At 39.6% G+C, this 15,644-nt stretch carries 13 protein-coding genes; 11 read left to right on the top strand and 2 right to left on the bottom strand.

What is annotated here, in order from left to right:
• Window positions 1-58 precede the first annotated feature (58 nt).
• The 4 genes from AC6I5C_RS14755 to AC6I5C_RS14740 are packed head-to-tail and all read left to right on the top strand — an operon-like array spanning window position 59 to window position 5,223.
• On the top strand, window positions 59-853 hold the full coding sequence (locus AC6I5C_RS14755; protein ID WP_497905826.1) for a polysaccharide biosynthesis/export family protein: 795 nt from the start codon (window positions 59-61) through the stop codon (window positions 851-853).
• Window positions 854-856: 3 nt separating this feature from the next.
• Window positions 857-3,340: a polysaccharide biosynthesis tyrosine autokinase gene (locus tag AC6I5C_RS14750; protein WP_497905825.1), complete on the top strand. Its 2,484-nt coding sequence runs from the start codon at window positions 857-859 to the stop codon at window positions 3,338-3,340.
• Complete coding sequence (locus AC6I5C_RS14745) at window positions 3,341-3,934, top strand: sugar transferase (RefSeq protein ID WP_497905824.1); 594 nt, start codon at window positions 3,341-3,343, stop codon at window positions 3,932-3,934.
• On the top strand, window positions 3,931-5,223 hold the full coding sequence (locus tag AC6I5C_RS14740; RefSeq protein ID WP_497905823.1) for a nucleotide sugar dehydrogenase: 1,293 nt from the start codon (window positions 3,931-3,933) through the stop codon (window positions 5,221-5,223). The genes AC6I5C_RS14745 and AC6I5C_RS14740 overlap by 4 nt, the downstream gene beginning before the upstream one ends.
• 121 nt (window positions 5,224-5,344) lie before the next feature.
• Here the strand turns inward: AC6I5C_RS14740 and AC6I5C_RS14735 are convergent, their stop codons facing one another.
• A complete protein-coding gene (locus AC6I5C_RS14735) occupies window positions 5,345-5,725 on the bottom strand; it encodes an endonuclease domain-containing protein (RefSeq protein ID WP_497905822.1) in 381 nt (126 codons plus the stop codon).
• Between the two features lie 653 nt (window positions 5,726-6,378).
• Here AC6I5C_RS14735 and AC6I5C_RS14730 point away from each other — a divergent pair.
• Window positions 6,379-6,669, top strand: coding sequence for a GIY-YIG nuclease family protein (locus AC6I5C_RS14730; RefSeq protein WP_497905821.1), 291 nt, complete (start codon window positions 6,379-6,381; stop codon window positions 6,667-6,669).
• Window positions 6,670-6,682: 13 nt separating this feature from the next.
• Complete coding sequence (locus AC6I5C_RS14725) at window positions 6,683-7,642, top strand: SDR family oxidoreductase (protein ID WP_497905820.1); 960 nt, start codon at window positions 6,683-6,685, stop codon at window positions 7,640-7,642.
• A gap of 446 nt (window positions 7,643-8,088) precedes the next feature.
• On the opposite strand, the gene AC6I5C_RS14720 is transcribed toward AC6I5C_RS14725, so the two are convergent.
• Window positions 8,089-8,838: a hypothetical protein gene (locus tag AC6I5C_RS14720; RefSeq protein ID WP_497905819.1), complete on the bottom strand. Its 750-nt coding sequence runs from the start codon at window positions 8,836-8,838 to the stop codon at window positions 8,089-8,091.
• Window positions 8,839-9,567: 729 nt separating this feature from the next.
• Here AC6I5C_RS14720 and AC6I5C_RS14715 point away from each other — a divergent pair.
• From AC6I5C_RS14715 to AC6I5C_RS14695, 5 genes are all read left to right on the top strand, one after another.
• A complete protein-coding gene (locus tag AC6I5C_RS14715; RefSeq protein WP_497905818.1) occupies window positions 9,568-10,551 on the top strand; it encodes an IS110 family RNA-guided transposase in 984 nt (327 codons plus the stop codon).
• A gap of 649 nt (window positions 10,552-11,200) precedes the next feature.
• Complete coding sequence (locus tag AC6I5C_RS14710) at window positions 11,201-12,040, top strand: ABC transporter permease (protein WP_497905817.1); 840 nt, start codon at window positions 11,201-11,203, stop codon at window positions 12,038-12,040.
• A 432-nt stretch (window positions 12,041-12,472) separates the two neighbouring features.
• Window positions 12,473-13,687: an ABC transporter ATP-binding protein gene (locus tag AC6I5C_RS14705; protein WP_497905816.1), complete on the top strand. Its 1,215-nt coding sequence runs from the start codon at window positions 12,473-12,475 to the stop codon at window positions 13,685-13,687.
• Window positions 13,688-13,866: 179 nt separating this feature from the next.
• Entirely contained in the window at window positions 13,867-14,844 is a 978-nt protein-coding gene (locus AC6I5C_RS14700) for a sulfotransferase family protein (protein ID WP_497905815.1), read from the top strand.
• Window positions 14,841-15,641 carry a glycosyltransferase family 2 protein gene (locus tag AC6I5C_RS14695; protein ID WP_497905814.1) on the top strand — a complete coding sequence of 267 codons (801 nt, stop codon included), beginning with the start codon at window positions 14,841-14,843 and terminating at the stop codon, window positions 15,639-15,641. The genes AC6I5C_RS14700 and AC6I5C_RS14695 overlap by 4 nt, the downstream gene beginning before the upstream one ends.
• The last annotated feature ends 3 nt before the right edge of the window (window positions 15,642-15,644 follow it).

Below are 15,644 nucleotides of genomic sequence, written 5' to 3'. Positions count from 1 at the left end.
AATAGTTTTGATATTCCTGTTGATGGTCTATATTTGTCTGTTAAGAACGTTGCTTTACATGAAATATACACTCCTTATTGCCATCCTTATTTTGGGTGTCATGACTTCCTGTGTGCCCCATAAGGACATGTTGTACCTTCAGGACAAATCCACGGCTACCGATTCTTTACAGCTGATGGTGGAGACCCCAAAACCTTACCGCGTACAGATCAATGATATTTTGAGTATCCGTATCAAGGTGTTGGACCAGGACAATGTGAGTATTTTTAACCCTATTGCCGATGCCGCCGATTTGAATGCCTCTTCCAGTGAGCGTGCCTATTATGATGGGTTTACTGTAGATGTGCACGGGAATATCCGTATTCCTGTTTTAGGCGAAGTGAATGTATTGGGACGTACTACAGAGGAAATCCAGAAGCTTTTGGAGCAACAGTTGTTGGAAGAACAGTTTAAAGAAACGGCCAATATTTTTATAACGGTCAAGCTTTCCGGTTTGCGCTATACCACCTTAGGGGAGTTGGGAAGTACGGGGTCAAAAGTTCTGTTCCAGGAGCGGGTGAATATTTTTGAGGCCATCGCCAACTCTGGGGATATTCCAGTGATTGGAGACCGACAACATGTGCAGATCATCAGACAGTACCCGCAGGGGCAGGAAATCCATGAGATTGACCTGACCGATAAGAATGTGATGCAATCGCCTTATTATTATATACAGCCCAATGACATGATTTATGTAAAACCTTTAAAGCAGAAGGCCTGGGGAACAGGGACCTCTGGACGTGAGGTGTTGACATCGGTGGTTGCTGTGGTGTCATTATTGACTACCACTTTATTGTTAATTAATCGCTTGTAAACCATGTTTAGAGAAGAAATTAATGATGTAGACAATACTGATCAAAGAGGTGTTACCTTTGATTTTAAAGGATTTTTATTCAAGGTTCTCAATCTTTGGAAATTGGTTCTAGTTTCTATTGGTATTGCTTTGCTAATTGCTTATTGGGTTAATGTGAGAAAGGAAAATGTTTATATGCTCTCTTCCCTTGTTTCCGTAGAGAGTGAGCAAAATCCTTTTTTTACGGCCAATACGAGTATTTCTTTTAATTGGGGAGGGGTGTCCGGTAAGGTCGGGAAGATTTTGACTACAGTCAAAACGCGTAGCCATAATGAACGCGTGGTAGATTCCTTGAAATATTATATGGAGTATATGGTAGAAGGGAAGTATCGAATGCAAGATATCTATACCGCAGCCCCATTTGTTGTGGCTATAGATAAGACCAAAGGACAGATGTTGGGGCAGGCGATAGGGATTCATTTTATTAGTGAAACGGAGTTTGAATTGTTTGCCGAATTTGAAACAGGCATTAGGAGTGTGCAGCGGTATGATGATAAAACGAAGTATAGTGTCAACGTCCCTCTTGGGAATTTTAAAGAGGTATTTCGATTAGGACAGGCTATACGATTGCCATTTTTTAATGGCAGCATTAAGCTTCGTGAGGGGAAACGCCTCATTGCAGGCAAGACCTTTTATATCCGTTTTTTGAATTTTGATGGTGTGGTCCATAGGTATGAGAATGCCATTAAAATCAAGCCCGTTTCTTCCTCTTCTTCAGTGTTGCAGTTGTCCTTGTCAGGTGTCAATAAGGCCAAGATCGTGGATTATTTGAATACCACGACCGCTATCTTGAGCGAGAGTGAATTGGAACGTAAGAACCAATATGCTACCAATACTATTAAGTTTATTGATAGCAGTCTGGCCGCGGTGAATGCCAATTTGAAGGATGTGACCGATGAGATGAACCGCTTCCGCAAGGAGAATAAAGTCTTTGATATTAGTGAGGAAATGGCACTCACGAGTCAAAAATTGAAAGCCTTGGATTTAGAAAAGGATGGAGAGGAGGCCAAATTGAATTATCTGGAAGCTTTGGAAACCTATTTGCGTACTAAAACTGATTATACCCAAATTGCAGCGCCCACTTCCGTAGGAATTGAAGAGGGAAATATTTTAACTAGCGTTAAGACCATTACCGCATTGGCGATAGAACGACAAAATTTGGAGTATACAGTTAAGGAAGGGAATGTGCTGTTTAAGGATTTGGACCGTAAGATTGATGCCGAAAAGAATGTGTTGCTGGAAACCATTGCTGCCACTAGGCAGACTATTAATGCCAACATCAACAGTATTAGTTCCAAGATTGGGAGGTTGGAAGCAGAGTTGGGCAATTTGCCGGAGGATGAGCAGGATTATCTTAAAATCCAGAGGAAATTAAATTTAAGCCAACAGGCTTATGATGTGTATTTGGCGAAACGCAGTGAGGCGGCTATTGTTAAAGCTGCGAACGTCTCGGATATTACACCGATAGATGCCGCTAAGGATATTGGGAATGGCCCTATAGGGCCCAATAAGAGCCTAAATTATATGATGGCTTTGATGATGGGGGCTTTTGTTCCTTTGGTATTGATATTTGTTATTTTCTTGATGGACCATACCATTCATGGGTCGGATGAGGTAGAGCTGTTGTCCCATATTCCTATTTTGGGCTTGATTGGGAAATACAATTATAAAAACAACTTGGTGGTATATGAAAAGCCTAAGGCAGCGGTTTCGGAGTCCTTTCGTTCCATTCGTTCCAGCTTGCAATTTTTGTTGAAACAAACTGGGGCTAAAGACCAAGGAAAGAGTATCATGATTACCTCTTCCGTGAGTGGGGAGGGGAAGACCTTTACCTCTATTAATATTGCTACGGTATATGCCCTTTCTGGGAAGAAGACCATTCTGTTAGGTTTGGATTTACGCAAGCCGAAGATTTTTGGTGATTTTAATATTACCAATGATAATGGGGTTGTGAATTATTTGATTGGAGACAGGACCTTGGATGAGGTGGTGTTCCATTCGCATATTGAGAACTTGGATGTGATTCCTTCTGGTCCGGTACCACCCAACCCTTCGGAATTGTTGATGGGAGAGGCCATGCCAGAGCTTATTAAAACGTTGAGGGAAACTTATGATATTATTATCTTGGATACGCCGCCCCTTGGGTTGGTAACGGATGCCTTGGAATTGACCCAATATGCCGATGCGACCATTTTTATGGTGCGATTGGACTATACCAAAAAAGGCATGTTGGCTTTGGTGAATGCCAAACACCGGGCTGGAGAGCTTAAGAATATCAGTTTTGTTTTGAACTTCTACAAGCATAAGACCAACCATAACTATGGTTATGGTTACGGTTATGGCTACGGTTATGGCTATGGTTACGGTGTGTATGGTGATGCCTATCATGAAGACCCTAACAAACGTGGGGTATTTAAAAAAGTACAGAACTTTATAAAACGCATTTAAGTGCTGTCACCATCTCAGAAGATTTTGAAACGTAGCTTTGATTTTGTGTTGAGTGCGCTGTTGCTCCCTATTTTTATGTTGCCCATAATTTTGTTGGTGTTGTTGGCCAGTTGGGATACCCGTCAGTGGGGGGTGTTTTCCCAGAAGCGGGTAGGGCAGTATGGACGTTTGTTTCCCATTTATAAAATACGCAGCCTACGAGGTTCCCAGCATTCTTTGGGTCAGTTTGAGCAGTATGCCAGTCCTTTTGGGAATTGGTTGCGGAAGCATAAACTGGATGAATGGCCGCAATTGTTCAATGTGCTCTATGGGCATATGAGCTTTGTAGGTCCACGGCCTGATGTTGAGGGGTTTGCGGATGTCTTGGAAGGGGACGATCGGGTGGTTTTGGAGGTGAAACCTGGCATTACGGGCCCGGCCACCCTTAAGTATGCCAATGAAGATGAGGTTTTGAGGCAACAATCTGATCCTGAGAGGTATAATAAAAAGGTTATTTGGCCGGATAAAGTGGAAATCAACAAAAAGTATGTGCATAATTGGCGCTTTTTTGTAGATTTGACATACATTTTTCAATCATTTCAAATCAACTTATGAGCACGCACCCTAAAATTGCCATCATCGGATTGGGCTATGTTGGCCTTCCTTTAGCCGTTGAATTTGCCAAGCAGTATCCTGTAGTAGGCTTTGATATTAATAGGAAACGTGTCCAGCAGTTGTTGGACGGTGTTGATATTACTTTGGAAGTAGACACCAAAGAGCTGCAAGATGTTGTTCGTAAGTCTGCTGTTGAGGGAAATGGCCTGTTTGTAAGTAGTGAGCCTGTTGATATGGCGGATGCCAACATCTATATTATAACGGTGCCAACGCCTACAGATGCCCTGAATAAACCCGTATTTACGCCTTTGGTAAAGGCTAGCGAAACGGTGGGGAAGGTGTTGAAGAAAGACGATATTGTTATATATGAGTCGACCGTGTATCCTGGGGTGACGGAGGATATTTGTGTGCCTATTTTGGAAACACATTCCGGACTTGTTTTTAATACTGATTTTTATGCGGGCTATTCACCGGAACGTATCAATCCAGGGGACAAGACCCATACGGTGACCAAGATTTTAAAAGTAACTTCTGGATCAACACCCGAAATTGCCGAGGTGGTTGATCGCTTGTACCGCTCCATTATTACTGCAGGGACCCATAAGGCGCCCTCGATAAAGGTGGCTGAGGCGGCCAAGGTAATTGAGAACTCTCAGCGCGACATTAATATTGCCTTTGTGAATGAGCTTTCCAAGATTTTTCGATTATTGGATATTGATACGCAGGCTGTTTTGGAGGCTGCGGGTACCAAGTGGAACTTTATCAATTTCACCCCTGGTTTGGTAGGTGGGCATTGTATTGGGGTTGATCCTTATTATTTGGCCCAAAAAGCTATTGAGACCGGTTACAATCCGGAGATTATTTTGGCGGGACGGAAAATGAACGATAGTATGGGGCAGTATGTGGCCCAGGAGACCGTTAAGATGATGATCAAGAACGGTGCCCGTATTAAGGGAGCCAAGGTCTTGGTGTTGGGGATTACCTTTAAGGAGAACTGTCCGGATATACGGAACTCCCGAGTGATTGATATTATTAGGGAGTTTGAGACTTATGGGGTGGAAGTGGATGTGTTTGACCCGTGGGCTTCTGCCGAAGAAGTACATGAGGAATACGGCTTGGACTTAATTTGTTGCTCCGATCAATTGCAGGCCAATTATGAGGGGATTGTTTTGGCTGTGTCCCATAAGGAGTTTTTGGAGTTGGATATTCAGGGCTTGAAATCGGAGGGGTGTGTATTGTTTGATGTGAAGTCTTTGTTGCCTAAGGGTATTGTGGATGCGCGGTTGTAATAGGGGACAGTGACTGTAATTGAGATACTGCTAGTCAAACTCCCCTTTCTTTGCTTTGCAAATTCATTCCCCTCTTCAGACGAAGAAGGGAGCTCAAAGTCATCTACAATCCAATTAATTCTTAGTGTGGGGATGAGGTTCTTTTAAAATGGTTGGTTATTTCCTTTAATACATCTTCAAGATTGTCAAAAACAAGTTTGTTTTCAAACCTAAGGACTGTATATCCTAAATTGTTCAGATATTCGGTTCGTAGCTTATCGTATTCTTGGGCAGTGGGATTGTTGTGGGCTTCTCCATCAAGTTCTATAATTAATTTTTCTGAGGCGCAATAAAAGTCAACAATGTAATGGCCTATACTGTGCTGTTTGGTAAATCGCTTTCCAGATAACTGTCTTGCTTTTAAGTGTGTCCATAAGAATGCTTCTGCTGGGGTTAAATGTTGTCGCAATTCTTGCCTGAGGGCTTTTAGCTTTTTTAAAGTATGTAGTTTTTGTTTGGACATATTTAAATATACATAACTATTTGGAGTTTAAAAAGGTCAAACTCCCCTTTCTTTGCTTTGCAAATTCATTCCCCTCTTCGTCTGAAGAGGGGAGCTGTGTATATTTTGTCTTTCATGCTTATCTGTTTAGGCAATTTATAATGTAATCTGATGTAAAGTTTGATATAATAAGCAAACCGTTTAAGTATTATTTTTGTAGCGAATCAAACTCCTCTTTCTTTACTCTTCAAATTTATTCCCTTCTTTGTTTAAGGAGTGAGCGGAGGGATTTTGGTCCTTATGCCTAAGTTGGGTAATCATTTTTTAATATTCTTAGGTGGTTGGTTAAAAGGAGGTTATTGTTTTTTTTCTACTTGTTAAACTTCCCTTTCTTTGCTTTGCAAATTCATTCCCCTTACTTCGACTACGCTCTGTACAGGCTACGTCTGAAGAGGGGAGCTGGGTAGGGTATGTTTTTATGTTAGGGAGGTGTTTTGGAGGTGCTCGTAGAGTTATTCTTGTATTGATCCATATAACTCACAAGTATGATTTCTTAATATGGCTTTTGCTATAAAAAGCTTACATTTACTTGACAATTTTTAAGAATATGGGGATAGCAAACATTTCAGATTATAGTTATTTGGTTACAGGAGGTGCTGGGGTCAACCCGTGAAATGATGATAAGTATGGAAAAGACATATTATTATATTTACATTTTAAAGTCTTTAAAAGATGGTAAGAAATACACGGGGTATACCCAAGACTTGTCATCAAGATTTGAGACACATCAGAGAGGGAACGTGTTGTCTACCAAACATAGGAGGCCTTTTGAATTAATAAATTTTGAGGGTTGTTTATCTCAGAAGGATGCATTAAGACGAGAAAAGTATCTTAAAACGCACTACGGGACATTGTTTTTAGGAAATCGCCTCAAATCTTATTTCACAGGTCAAGAATTAAAGTAAAACAAATATTAGCATGTTACATATTAAAAACTATAGCTACTTAATTACAGGAGGTGCTGGGTTTATAGGGTCTAATTTGGTGGGGCATTTGTTGGCACATGGTGCGAAGCAGGTGCGGGTGCTGGATGATTTTTCCAATGGGTACCGTGAGAACCTTCATGAGTTTTTGGAGCATCCTGCTTTTGAGTTGATGGAGGGGGATATTAGGAGTTTGTCTACCTGTAAGGCAGCTATGGAAGGGATGGACTATGTGAGCCATCAGGCGGCTTTGGGGTCGGTGCCGCGGTCTATCCATGATCCTATTACCAGTAACGAGGTGAATGTGTCGGGGTTTTTGAATATGTTGGTGGCCCTTAAGGAGAGCACTACCGTGAAGCGTATGGTGTATGCGGCCTCCAGTTCTACCTATGGGGATAGTCAAAGTCTGCCCAAGATGGAAGCGATTATTGGGAAGCCCTTATCGCCTTATGCGGTGACCAAATATGTGAATGAGCTGTATGCCGATGTGTTTGGTAAAACCTATAATACCGATGTTATTGGACTGCGGTATTTTAATGTGTTTGGGCCGAAGCAGAGTCCGAAAGGCGCTTATGCAGCCGTGATTCCCTTATTTATGCAAGCCTTGAAAGACGATATGCCAGCCACCATTAATGGGGATGGAGGGCAGACCCGTGATTTTACCTATGTGGCCAATGCGGTGCAGGCGAATGTGAAGGCCTTTTTTGCAGGGCCTGAAGCGGCCAATGAGGTGTTTAATGTAGCCTGTGGGGAACGTATTAGTGTGAACCAGTTGTGGGCATCGTTGCGTGAGGCGGCTGGTTCGGAGTTGGAGCCCAACTATGGGCCGCCGCGGCAAGGGGATGTTCGGGACAGTTTGGCGGATATTTCGAAGGCGGAACGTTTGTTGGGGTATCGTCCGGAAGTGAGTGTTGCCGAGGGGTTGCGGTTGACTTGGGAATCGTTTAATGGATAGTATTGAGTATTGAGAAATGAGTAGTGAGTAGTGAGGCGAAAACAAAGAACAAAGAGTAAAGAGTAAAGAGTAAAGTGTAGTGAGTGGGGAGTTGAGAATAGAGAAGCAAGAGCTAAGAAAAAAGACCAATGAGTAAAGGCTAAATGATTAAAGGGCTTCTCGATACGATGTTATTTCACTGCGTTGTATAACATCACTCGAAGTGATGAGGGTGATTAAAAGTTAAAAATGAAGAATGAAGAATCAACAGCCAAGAACAAAGAACAAAGAACCAAGAAATAAGAATAAAGAGTAAAAGTGATAATGTGTTTGGGATGTTAGTGAGTAGTGTCCTTCGATCTTTTGACTATGCTCAGGGCAGGCTGAGCTCAGGGAGATAAATTGGATGTGGTATTTATAAATATTAAAAAGACGAGCTTTTGGGCTCCTCTTTTTGGTTTTAGGGATTAGAGGACTTCAATTAACTGTAGGGCATTGAAGGCTCCGTTGTTTAAGGGGTACTGGAGGCCGTTGACTTCCTGAAAGAAGGCTACTTTGAGGAAGAACAGGGTTTGACCAGTTCCTGAGGGCATGGCAGCCGGGATTAAGGTGACCGTTGACACCGTGGCATCGATGACCAAGTTTTCTGGGGCACTTAACTGCAGGTCTTTGGTGCCGGTTTCGAAATCGAGGTTAAGGACCCCTGAGGAGAGCACGACATTGGTGGCGCCCTCTGGGCTGTCCAACTGCTGGATGGGCACAAAGTTGGGGATGGAAATTTCCCCAGTGACGGTGTCCAAACTGTAGGTGGCCTGAAGCACGGAATCTAGGACCGCGTGCTTGTTGAAATTGAAGCCGTTGAGCAAGACTTTACCCATAGCGGTTTCGATTCCAGTGGCTACATTGCGTTCGCCACGCGGGGAGGACAGGTCTTGATTTTTGACCTGGCTCATCACCCGAGTTAAACGCGAGGTGACTCTGAGGTCTTTGGCGTCGTTCATCAAACCGATGATGCTTCGGCGTAGCATTTTGCCACTGGTGGCCGCGTTGCCGAACTCGGTGATGTTTTCACGGGTTCTTGCAAAGGCCGGATCGTTTAAAATGCGGTTACGGCTAACGCCTCCTTTGCCACGGATGAAGTATCCTTCCTCACCTTTGTAGAAGGTTACTTCTCCCAGTGTTCCTTCTACGTTGAAAATTGATTTTACTTTAGGCATGATTTCTAAGATTTATGTAACCGTGAGGTTACGGTGGAACTTTGTTTTTATCAGTTTTCAATGGTGGGGCTGTTCATTGTCCTAGGCTGAATGCCGATGTACCCATTGGCTGTCCTGATATTTTAAAGCTAGGGCGTTTTTGATGGCGTTTTTGTTGATGGTTCTGTTTTTGGTTGTTCCTTTCCCTTTTTTGGTCGTTTACGGTGGTTTTGTGTGGTCTGGTATTTTTTGTGGCCTGAATTTTCCGTTTTTTTCCGGATGGTTCCTATTTCTGGTCTTTGTGTACGGTTTTGCTTTTTCATAAGGTTCCCATAGGGTTGGTATGGGGTTGGTATGGGGATGGTGTGGAGTTAGTATTGAGTATTGAGTATTGAGTATTGAGTATTGAGAAGTGAGGTGGGAATAGAGAAACAAGAACAAAGAATAAAGAATAAAGAATAAAGAGTAAAGAAGAGAGAATGGAGCTTCTCGATACAGTTTTATATCACTACGTTCTATAAAACCACTCCTTTAGACTTGCATTTATATATTTAGAAGAAGTTTCAAAAAGAAAAGAGAGCTGAGCTTAGGTACACTAATTGCACTCCGAACTTTAAAGTTCATCCTTCGATTCAGACCTAGGTTCAGACTTTCATCAATAATCTCTAATAGAAATTCGGGATTTAAAGCCCATTATCAAGGAGTCGAGTTATAGATGAAATCCCTCTTATCTCAAAGCATTACAAACTTATGAAAAGAATTTATGTAGGCATCGACATTAGTAAAAACACTTTAGATTTTTGTGTTAAATCCTCTGGCGATATTGCCTTTTACAAGATTGAGAACACCGTTAAAGGCATCCGTAAACTATTGACGGAGATATCTAAACTTGATGCAGTAGCTATTGTAGCTATGGAAAACACAGGGTATTACAACTATAAGCTTTACCAAGTTTTAGAAAGTTTTAGCTTCAATGTATATGTGGTGGATCCTAAGCATATTAAACGAAGTATCGGTTTGGTTCGCGGTAAAAATGACAAGGTGGATGCTAAAAGAATAGCGGTTTTTATCGAAAGAAACCATCAGGATTTTGAATGTTGGAAGCCTTCCAATGAAGCCATCAAGGCTATAAAAATATTAATGAGCCAACGTAAATCAAAGGTTAAGCAACGAAAAGGGTTATTGCAGCAAATGGCCGATTTAAAACATATTGTTTTCAACAACAGCACTAGAAAGTTGATCAAAATCAATCAGAAGGCCATTAAGGAACTTGATCAACACATCAAGGCAATAGAGACTTTGATACGTGCTGAAATTAAATCAGATCCAAGTTTGCAATCACAGATTAAAAGAATAAAGACTGTTCCCGGCATAGGTGATATAACGGCCTGGATGATTGCAGTCAAAACAGAAGGCTTTCTGCGTCTAATAGACCCAAGAAAACTAGCCTGTTTTGCAGGTGTTGTGCCTTTTGAACAACAAAGCGGCAGTAGCCTAAAAACCAAGCCAAGAGTCTCTAAAATGGCCGATATGGAACTGAAATCCGTACTTCAAATGGCTGCTATGCGTGCGGTAAGGATGAGCAATGATTTACAAATATATTATCTAAAGAAAGTTGAGGAAGGCAAAAACAAAATGAGCGTATTGAATGCTGTTAGAAACAAATTATTACACATAGCCATGGCACTTATTAAAAATCAAACTTATTATCAAAATCGCTTGCTTTTGTCATAGAAATCGAAGTGACGAACGGTCCAATAAATAAATAAATAAATAAATAAATAAATAAATAAAGTAATAAATAAATAAATAAATAAATAAATAAATAAATAAATAAATAAATAAATAAATAAATAAATAAATAAATAAAGTGAGATCGATATAAGTCAACCTATAAAAACCTATTTCAAACCACTTATTTTAATAATGTTGAACATATTTTGATTAAAAACACCCTCCTTAATCCTCCCTCAAGGGAGGAATCTCACTCCATAGGATTGTCATTGAAGGACTTTAGGGATGTCTTTTTTAGTCAATACTCTAAACATCAGTATCTTTTATATCGAATTTAGGTTAAATAGATACGCACAACAAAGATTAATAATGTTAGTTCGAGTGGGCTGCTTGCAAAGCGGGCTGTATCGAGAACCTGTGACATAAATTCACCAGTGTATCCATTAAAAAGATATACTATTCGGGTATTTGTGGAGAAATTACAATAACAAAAGGACCTTGATTCCCGAACAAAACTACACTAGAGCCTATATCGAAAGCGTGTAACTTATAAATGATGAGGTTGATCGATATACTCTGTTGAAAGTATTATGGTTTTACGCACTATTTGTTATCTTCGCCTAGAGCTAACCAGAACCTATTCTTTTTATTGGAAACCCGTACGTATCTAAAAGACAATCAATTACAATTTGGACGCCTCTTGCAAGCGAGTTTGCGAGACCTTTTTCAGTCACGGTTTTTGGCTACCCAGTTGGCTGTTCGTGATATTAAAGCCCAATACCGGCAATCTTTTTTTGGGATTTTATGGGCCTTTATCACCCCTTTAATGACGGCTTTAGTGTGGATGGTTTTAAGACAGACCGGTACCGTAGCCTTGTCGGATACGGGAATTCCTTATCCTGTTTATGTGTTTTCTGGCACTTTGATTTGGTCTATTATTATCGAGGCAATTAACTCTCCTGTTAGCAGTACTAATGCGGCACGGTCTATTTTAACCAAGATTAACTTTCCTAAAGAGGCCCTATTGGTCTCGGGTATCTTGAAATTGCTTTTTAACAGTCTAGTGAAAGTTTTGTTGCTGGTAGTATTTATCCTGTTTTATGGGATGGAGTGGCATTGGAGTATGCTGTTGTTTCCCTTGGGAATGTTAGGAGCCATTTTTGTAGGGACTACTTTTGGCCTCTTGTTGACCCCTATAGGGTTGCTTTATAAAGATATAAGTAAACTTATTACGTTTGGAATGCAGTTTTTGATGTATGCGACCCCTGTAGTGTATGCCATACCAAATGCAGGACTTATGCGGACTATTATGAGTTATAATCCTGTAACGCCTTTGGTAATGGTGCCCCGAGATGTTTTAACGGGGGTGGTTCCTGAGTTTTTGGGGTATTATGGGGTAGTGGTTTTAGCGTGTTTGCCGTTGTTGTTTTTTGGATTGGTGTTGTACCGGTTCTCTATCCCTATTGTGGTGGAGCGGTTGAGTGCTTAGAGGTAGTTAGTGGTGAGGTGTGATGAAAGTGTAACCCTATAGAATGGAGAGGAAAGAACAAAGAATAGAGAATAGAGCATGAGTTCTTCGGCAAGCCTTCCTGTCGACAGATAGGCTTAGGATGAGGAAAAAATGAATGGTTTAATAGGGAGTAGTAAGTAGTGAGTGGCTTCTCGATACAATTTTATTTCACTGCGTTGCATAACATCACTCGAAGTGACGGGTAATAATTAAAAATGAAGAATGAAGGATGAAGAATGAACCGGTAGTGAGGAGCATGAAGCGTGAAAGGAGCCAAGAAGCAAGAATAAAGAGTAAAGAGTAAAGAGTAAAGAGTAAAGAGTAAAGAGTGGTGAGCTTCTCGATACAATTTTATTTCACTGCGTTGCATAAAATCACTCGAAGTGACGTGTGGTAATTATAAAAGATAACATGGTAAAGCAAACAGACATAAAAGACAGCAATGAAGTGCTGGTAAGGGTTGAGGGGCTTAGCAAGAAGTTTTGCAAGGACTTGAAGACTAGTTTGTGGTATGGAGTTAAGGATTTGACCAATGGCATGTTGGGGCGCGGGTATGAACCTGATTTGCGACCCAAGGAGTTTTGGGCGGTGAAGGATGTGAGCTTTGAGTTGCGCCGCGGCGAGTGTTTGGGTTTGATAGGCCATAATGGTGCAGGAAAGAGTACGCTTTTGAAACTATTGAATGGCTTGATCTACCCAGATGGAGGACAAATAGACATTACGGGCCGGGTAGGGGCTTTGATTGAATTGGGGGCCGGGTTTAATCCTATTTTGAGCGGGCGTGAAAATATTTATAACAATGGGGCCATTTTGGGGTTTAGCCGGAAGGAGATTGATGCCAAGTTGGAAGCCATTATTTCCTTTGCTGAGCTGGAGGAGTTTATTGATATGCCTGTACAGCATTATAGCAGTGGGATGAAGGTGCGTTTGGGCTTTGCCGTAGCCGCCCAAATGGAGCCTGATGTATTGTTGATTGATGAAGTACTAGCTGTGGGAGATATAGGTTTTATTTTAAAGTGTTTTAAAACCATTGATCAGTTGTTACCTAAAACGGCTATTGTATTTGTATCACATACAATGACCATGGTCTCCAGAATATGCAATTCTATAATTTTGATGGAGAAGGGAGAAATGAAATTTAAGGGCAAAGATGTCTCTAAAGGAATCGATTTGTATTATAAAAGTTTTAATGATAAAACTAGAAATATCATATTTGATGATGGGAGTTTAAAATTAAGTTCCTTTAAAGTTTATTCTAATTCAGGTGAATCAGAGATAGAATGGAATAGTGATTTGAATTTTGATATAGAATTTGAAAATTTGAAGTTAGAAAAAATCCCTTTTATAAAAGTTTTTATTTATGATAAAGAAGAACGCCCGATAGCATTGATACCCAATGATTCTATTTTTAAGTCGAAGGAAATAGGGGAAAGGCTTCACATGCGATTGAAAATTCAAAATATTCAATTAACAAATGGGAAATATTCTTTAGCCATAGAGGTTCATAAGGATGAAAATCTTAATCCCATTTATCGTGAAAATAATTTGGAAAATTTTAGTATTTCATCAAAACGAGATTATTGGCCCCCGTTTTGTTTAGATGCAAAGTGGCTTATTCTGGATTGAAAGGGATATAATATTGGTAGGCAGTTTTTTTATGTTAAGGTTGCATATTGGTTTTAGTTCAAAAAATTAAGATGTAACAATTGGAAATGTAGGCCAAGTTTTTTTTAAAATTGTAATATTTAGAAGGCTTAGGCTTAAATAAATTTGGAAAACTATAAATTTTAATCAATCACTGAAATTTGAAAGAAGACCAACTCATATTTATAATTTCTCAACCTAGAAGTGGTTCTACTTATTTGCAAAACTTGTTATCTAACAATGGTCAAGTTAATACCTGTAGTGAGCCTTGGGTAATGCTTAATTTCTCTCCTTTTTTTAAACCAGATTTGATACAGGCGGGGTATAATCCACATTGGGCACATTTAGCATTTACAGATTTTGTAGAAAAGTATCCTGAGTTGGGTTTTAATCAAAAATTAAAGGAATTTATATTGAATTTATACAAGCCATTAGCAAATGACTATGATTTTGTAATTGATAAGACTCCACGATATTGGGAGTTGATGGATGAGTTACTGAAATGGTTTCCTAAAAGTAAGTTTATAATATTAAAGCGAAACCCCATTGATGTTGCGGAATCAATAATAAAAACTTGGGATATCTCAAACTTTAGGGAATTGTTTAATTATCGGCGGGATTTATTGATAGCTCCAAAAGCTTTGCACACTTTTACAGAAAAACATGCACAAAATAGCCAAGTTTATTCGATTACTTATGAAGCTTTGGTTGCTGACAGGGAGGTGGTGGTAAAAAGGCTATATAGTTGGTTGGGGATACATTATGATTCTAAAGTTATAGATGCACACTTGAATCAAAAATACAAAGGCATATTTGGAGACCCATACCAAAATAATATGAGGAATCATGATAAGGGATCTAAACTAAAAAGTTTAGACAGCTATTGGGAGGAATTTATTTTAGGTTATGAATCTTATTTAACTCCTCAATTTTTAAATAGTTATGGGGATTATGAAAGTAATGGAGGTAAGAGTACAGTTGTGTTTCGTGAATTTTTGGAATTGAGTGATTCGGTATGGAAACTTAATGTGAAGGTTCGTGATATAAAAGCGTCTAATAGTTTTAAAGTAGGGAAATTTATTCTCTGGCCATTTTTAGCTTTAAAAAGGTTATTAAAAATACGTGGGGAACTAAAATGAAGATTTCAATTATAACCATAAATTACAACAACAAAATAGGCCTCGATAAAACAATGAATAGTGTCATAGGGCAGACCTATGAGTCTATTGAATATATTGTTATAGATGGTGGTTCAACAGATGGGAGTGTCCAGGTTATTGAGCGGAATCTAGATCACTTGGCTTATTATGTAAGTGAATCTGATGGAGGTATTTACCATGCTCAAAACAAGGGACTTGGAAAGGCGAAGGGAGATTTTATTCTTTTTCTTAATTCGGGAGATGTTCTTGTAGATAATCAAGTGTTAGAAACCGTTGTACCTTTATTAGATAAAGATATTGTTTATGGAGATATTTTTATTGTTGAGCCAGGTAAAGAAATATGGCTTAAAAAATACAATAAAGTACCAACCCTGTATTATTTTTATAATGATACACTACCTCATCAAGGGGCTTTTATAAAAAGAAGCTTGTTTGTGACATGGAATGCTCAGTTTGATGAAACCTTGGTTATCTCTTCAGATTGGAAATTTTTTGTTTTAGCCATTTGTAAATGGGGTGCTAGTTATAGGTATCTAAGGAAGCCTTTGGTATATTATGACTATACAGGGATTAGTTCAAGATTGGAAAATAGAGAAATTTTGTTAGACGAAAGAAATACAATTTTGAGGGCAGAATTTCCACAAATATTTGCAGATTTGGAGTATATAAAATTACTCGAGAAAAAATTAAAAATTACCAATAAAGAATTAAAGGCAATTAAATCATTAAAATTTGTGAGAGGATATTTTAAAGTAAAAAGACTTTTAAAACTCTGAGTT

The sequence above is a fragment of the Mangrovimonas sp. sgz306409 genome (assembly GCF_059735265.1).
This window is presented reverse-complemented; position numbering and strand designations above follow the sequence as displayed.

Coding starts and splice junctions, on each gene's coding strand:
- AC6I5C_RS14755 (WP_497905826.1), top strand. CDS start 59: ATGAAATATACACTCCTTATTGCCATCCTTATTTTGGGTGTCATGACT.
- AC6I5C_RS14750 (WP_497905825.1), top strand. CDS start 857: ATGTTTAGAGAAGAAATTAATGATGTAGACAATACTGATCAAAGAGGT.
- AC6I5C_RS14740 (WP_497905823.1), top strand. CDS start 3,931: ATGAGCACGCACCCTAAAATTGCCATCATCGGATTGGGCTATGTTGGC.
- AC6I5C_RS14735 (WP_497905822.1), bottom strand. CDS start 5,725: ATGTCCAAACAAAAACTACATACTTTAAAAAAGCTAAAAGCCCTCAGG.
- AC6I5C_RS14730 (WP_497905821.1), top strand. CDS start 6,379: ATGATGATAAGTATGGAAAAGACATATTATTATATTTACATTTTAAAG.
- AC6I5C_RS14725 (WP_497905820.1), top strand. CDS start 6,683: ATGTTACATATTAAAAACTATAGCTACTTAATTACAGGAGGTGCTGGG.
- AC6I5C_RS14720 (WP_497905819.1), bottom strand. CDS start 8,838: ATGCCTAAAGTAAAATCAATTTTCAACGTAGAAGGAACACTGGGAGAA.
- AC6I5C_RS14715 (WP_497905818.1), top strand. CDS start 9,568: ATGAAAAGAATTTATGTAGGCATCGACATTAGTAAAAACACTTTAGAT.
- AC6I5C_RS14705 (WP_497905816.1), top strand. CDS start 12,473: ATGGTAAAGCAAACAGACATAAAAGACAGCAATGAAGTGCTGGTAAGG.
- AC6I5C_RS14695 (WP_497905814.1), top strand. CDS start 14,841: ATGAAGATTTCAATTATAACCATAAATTACAACAACAAAATAGGCCTC.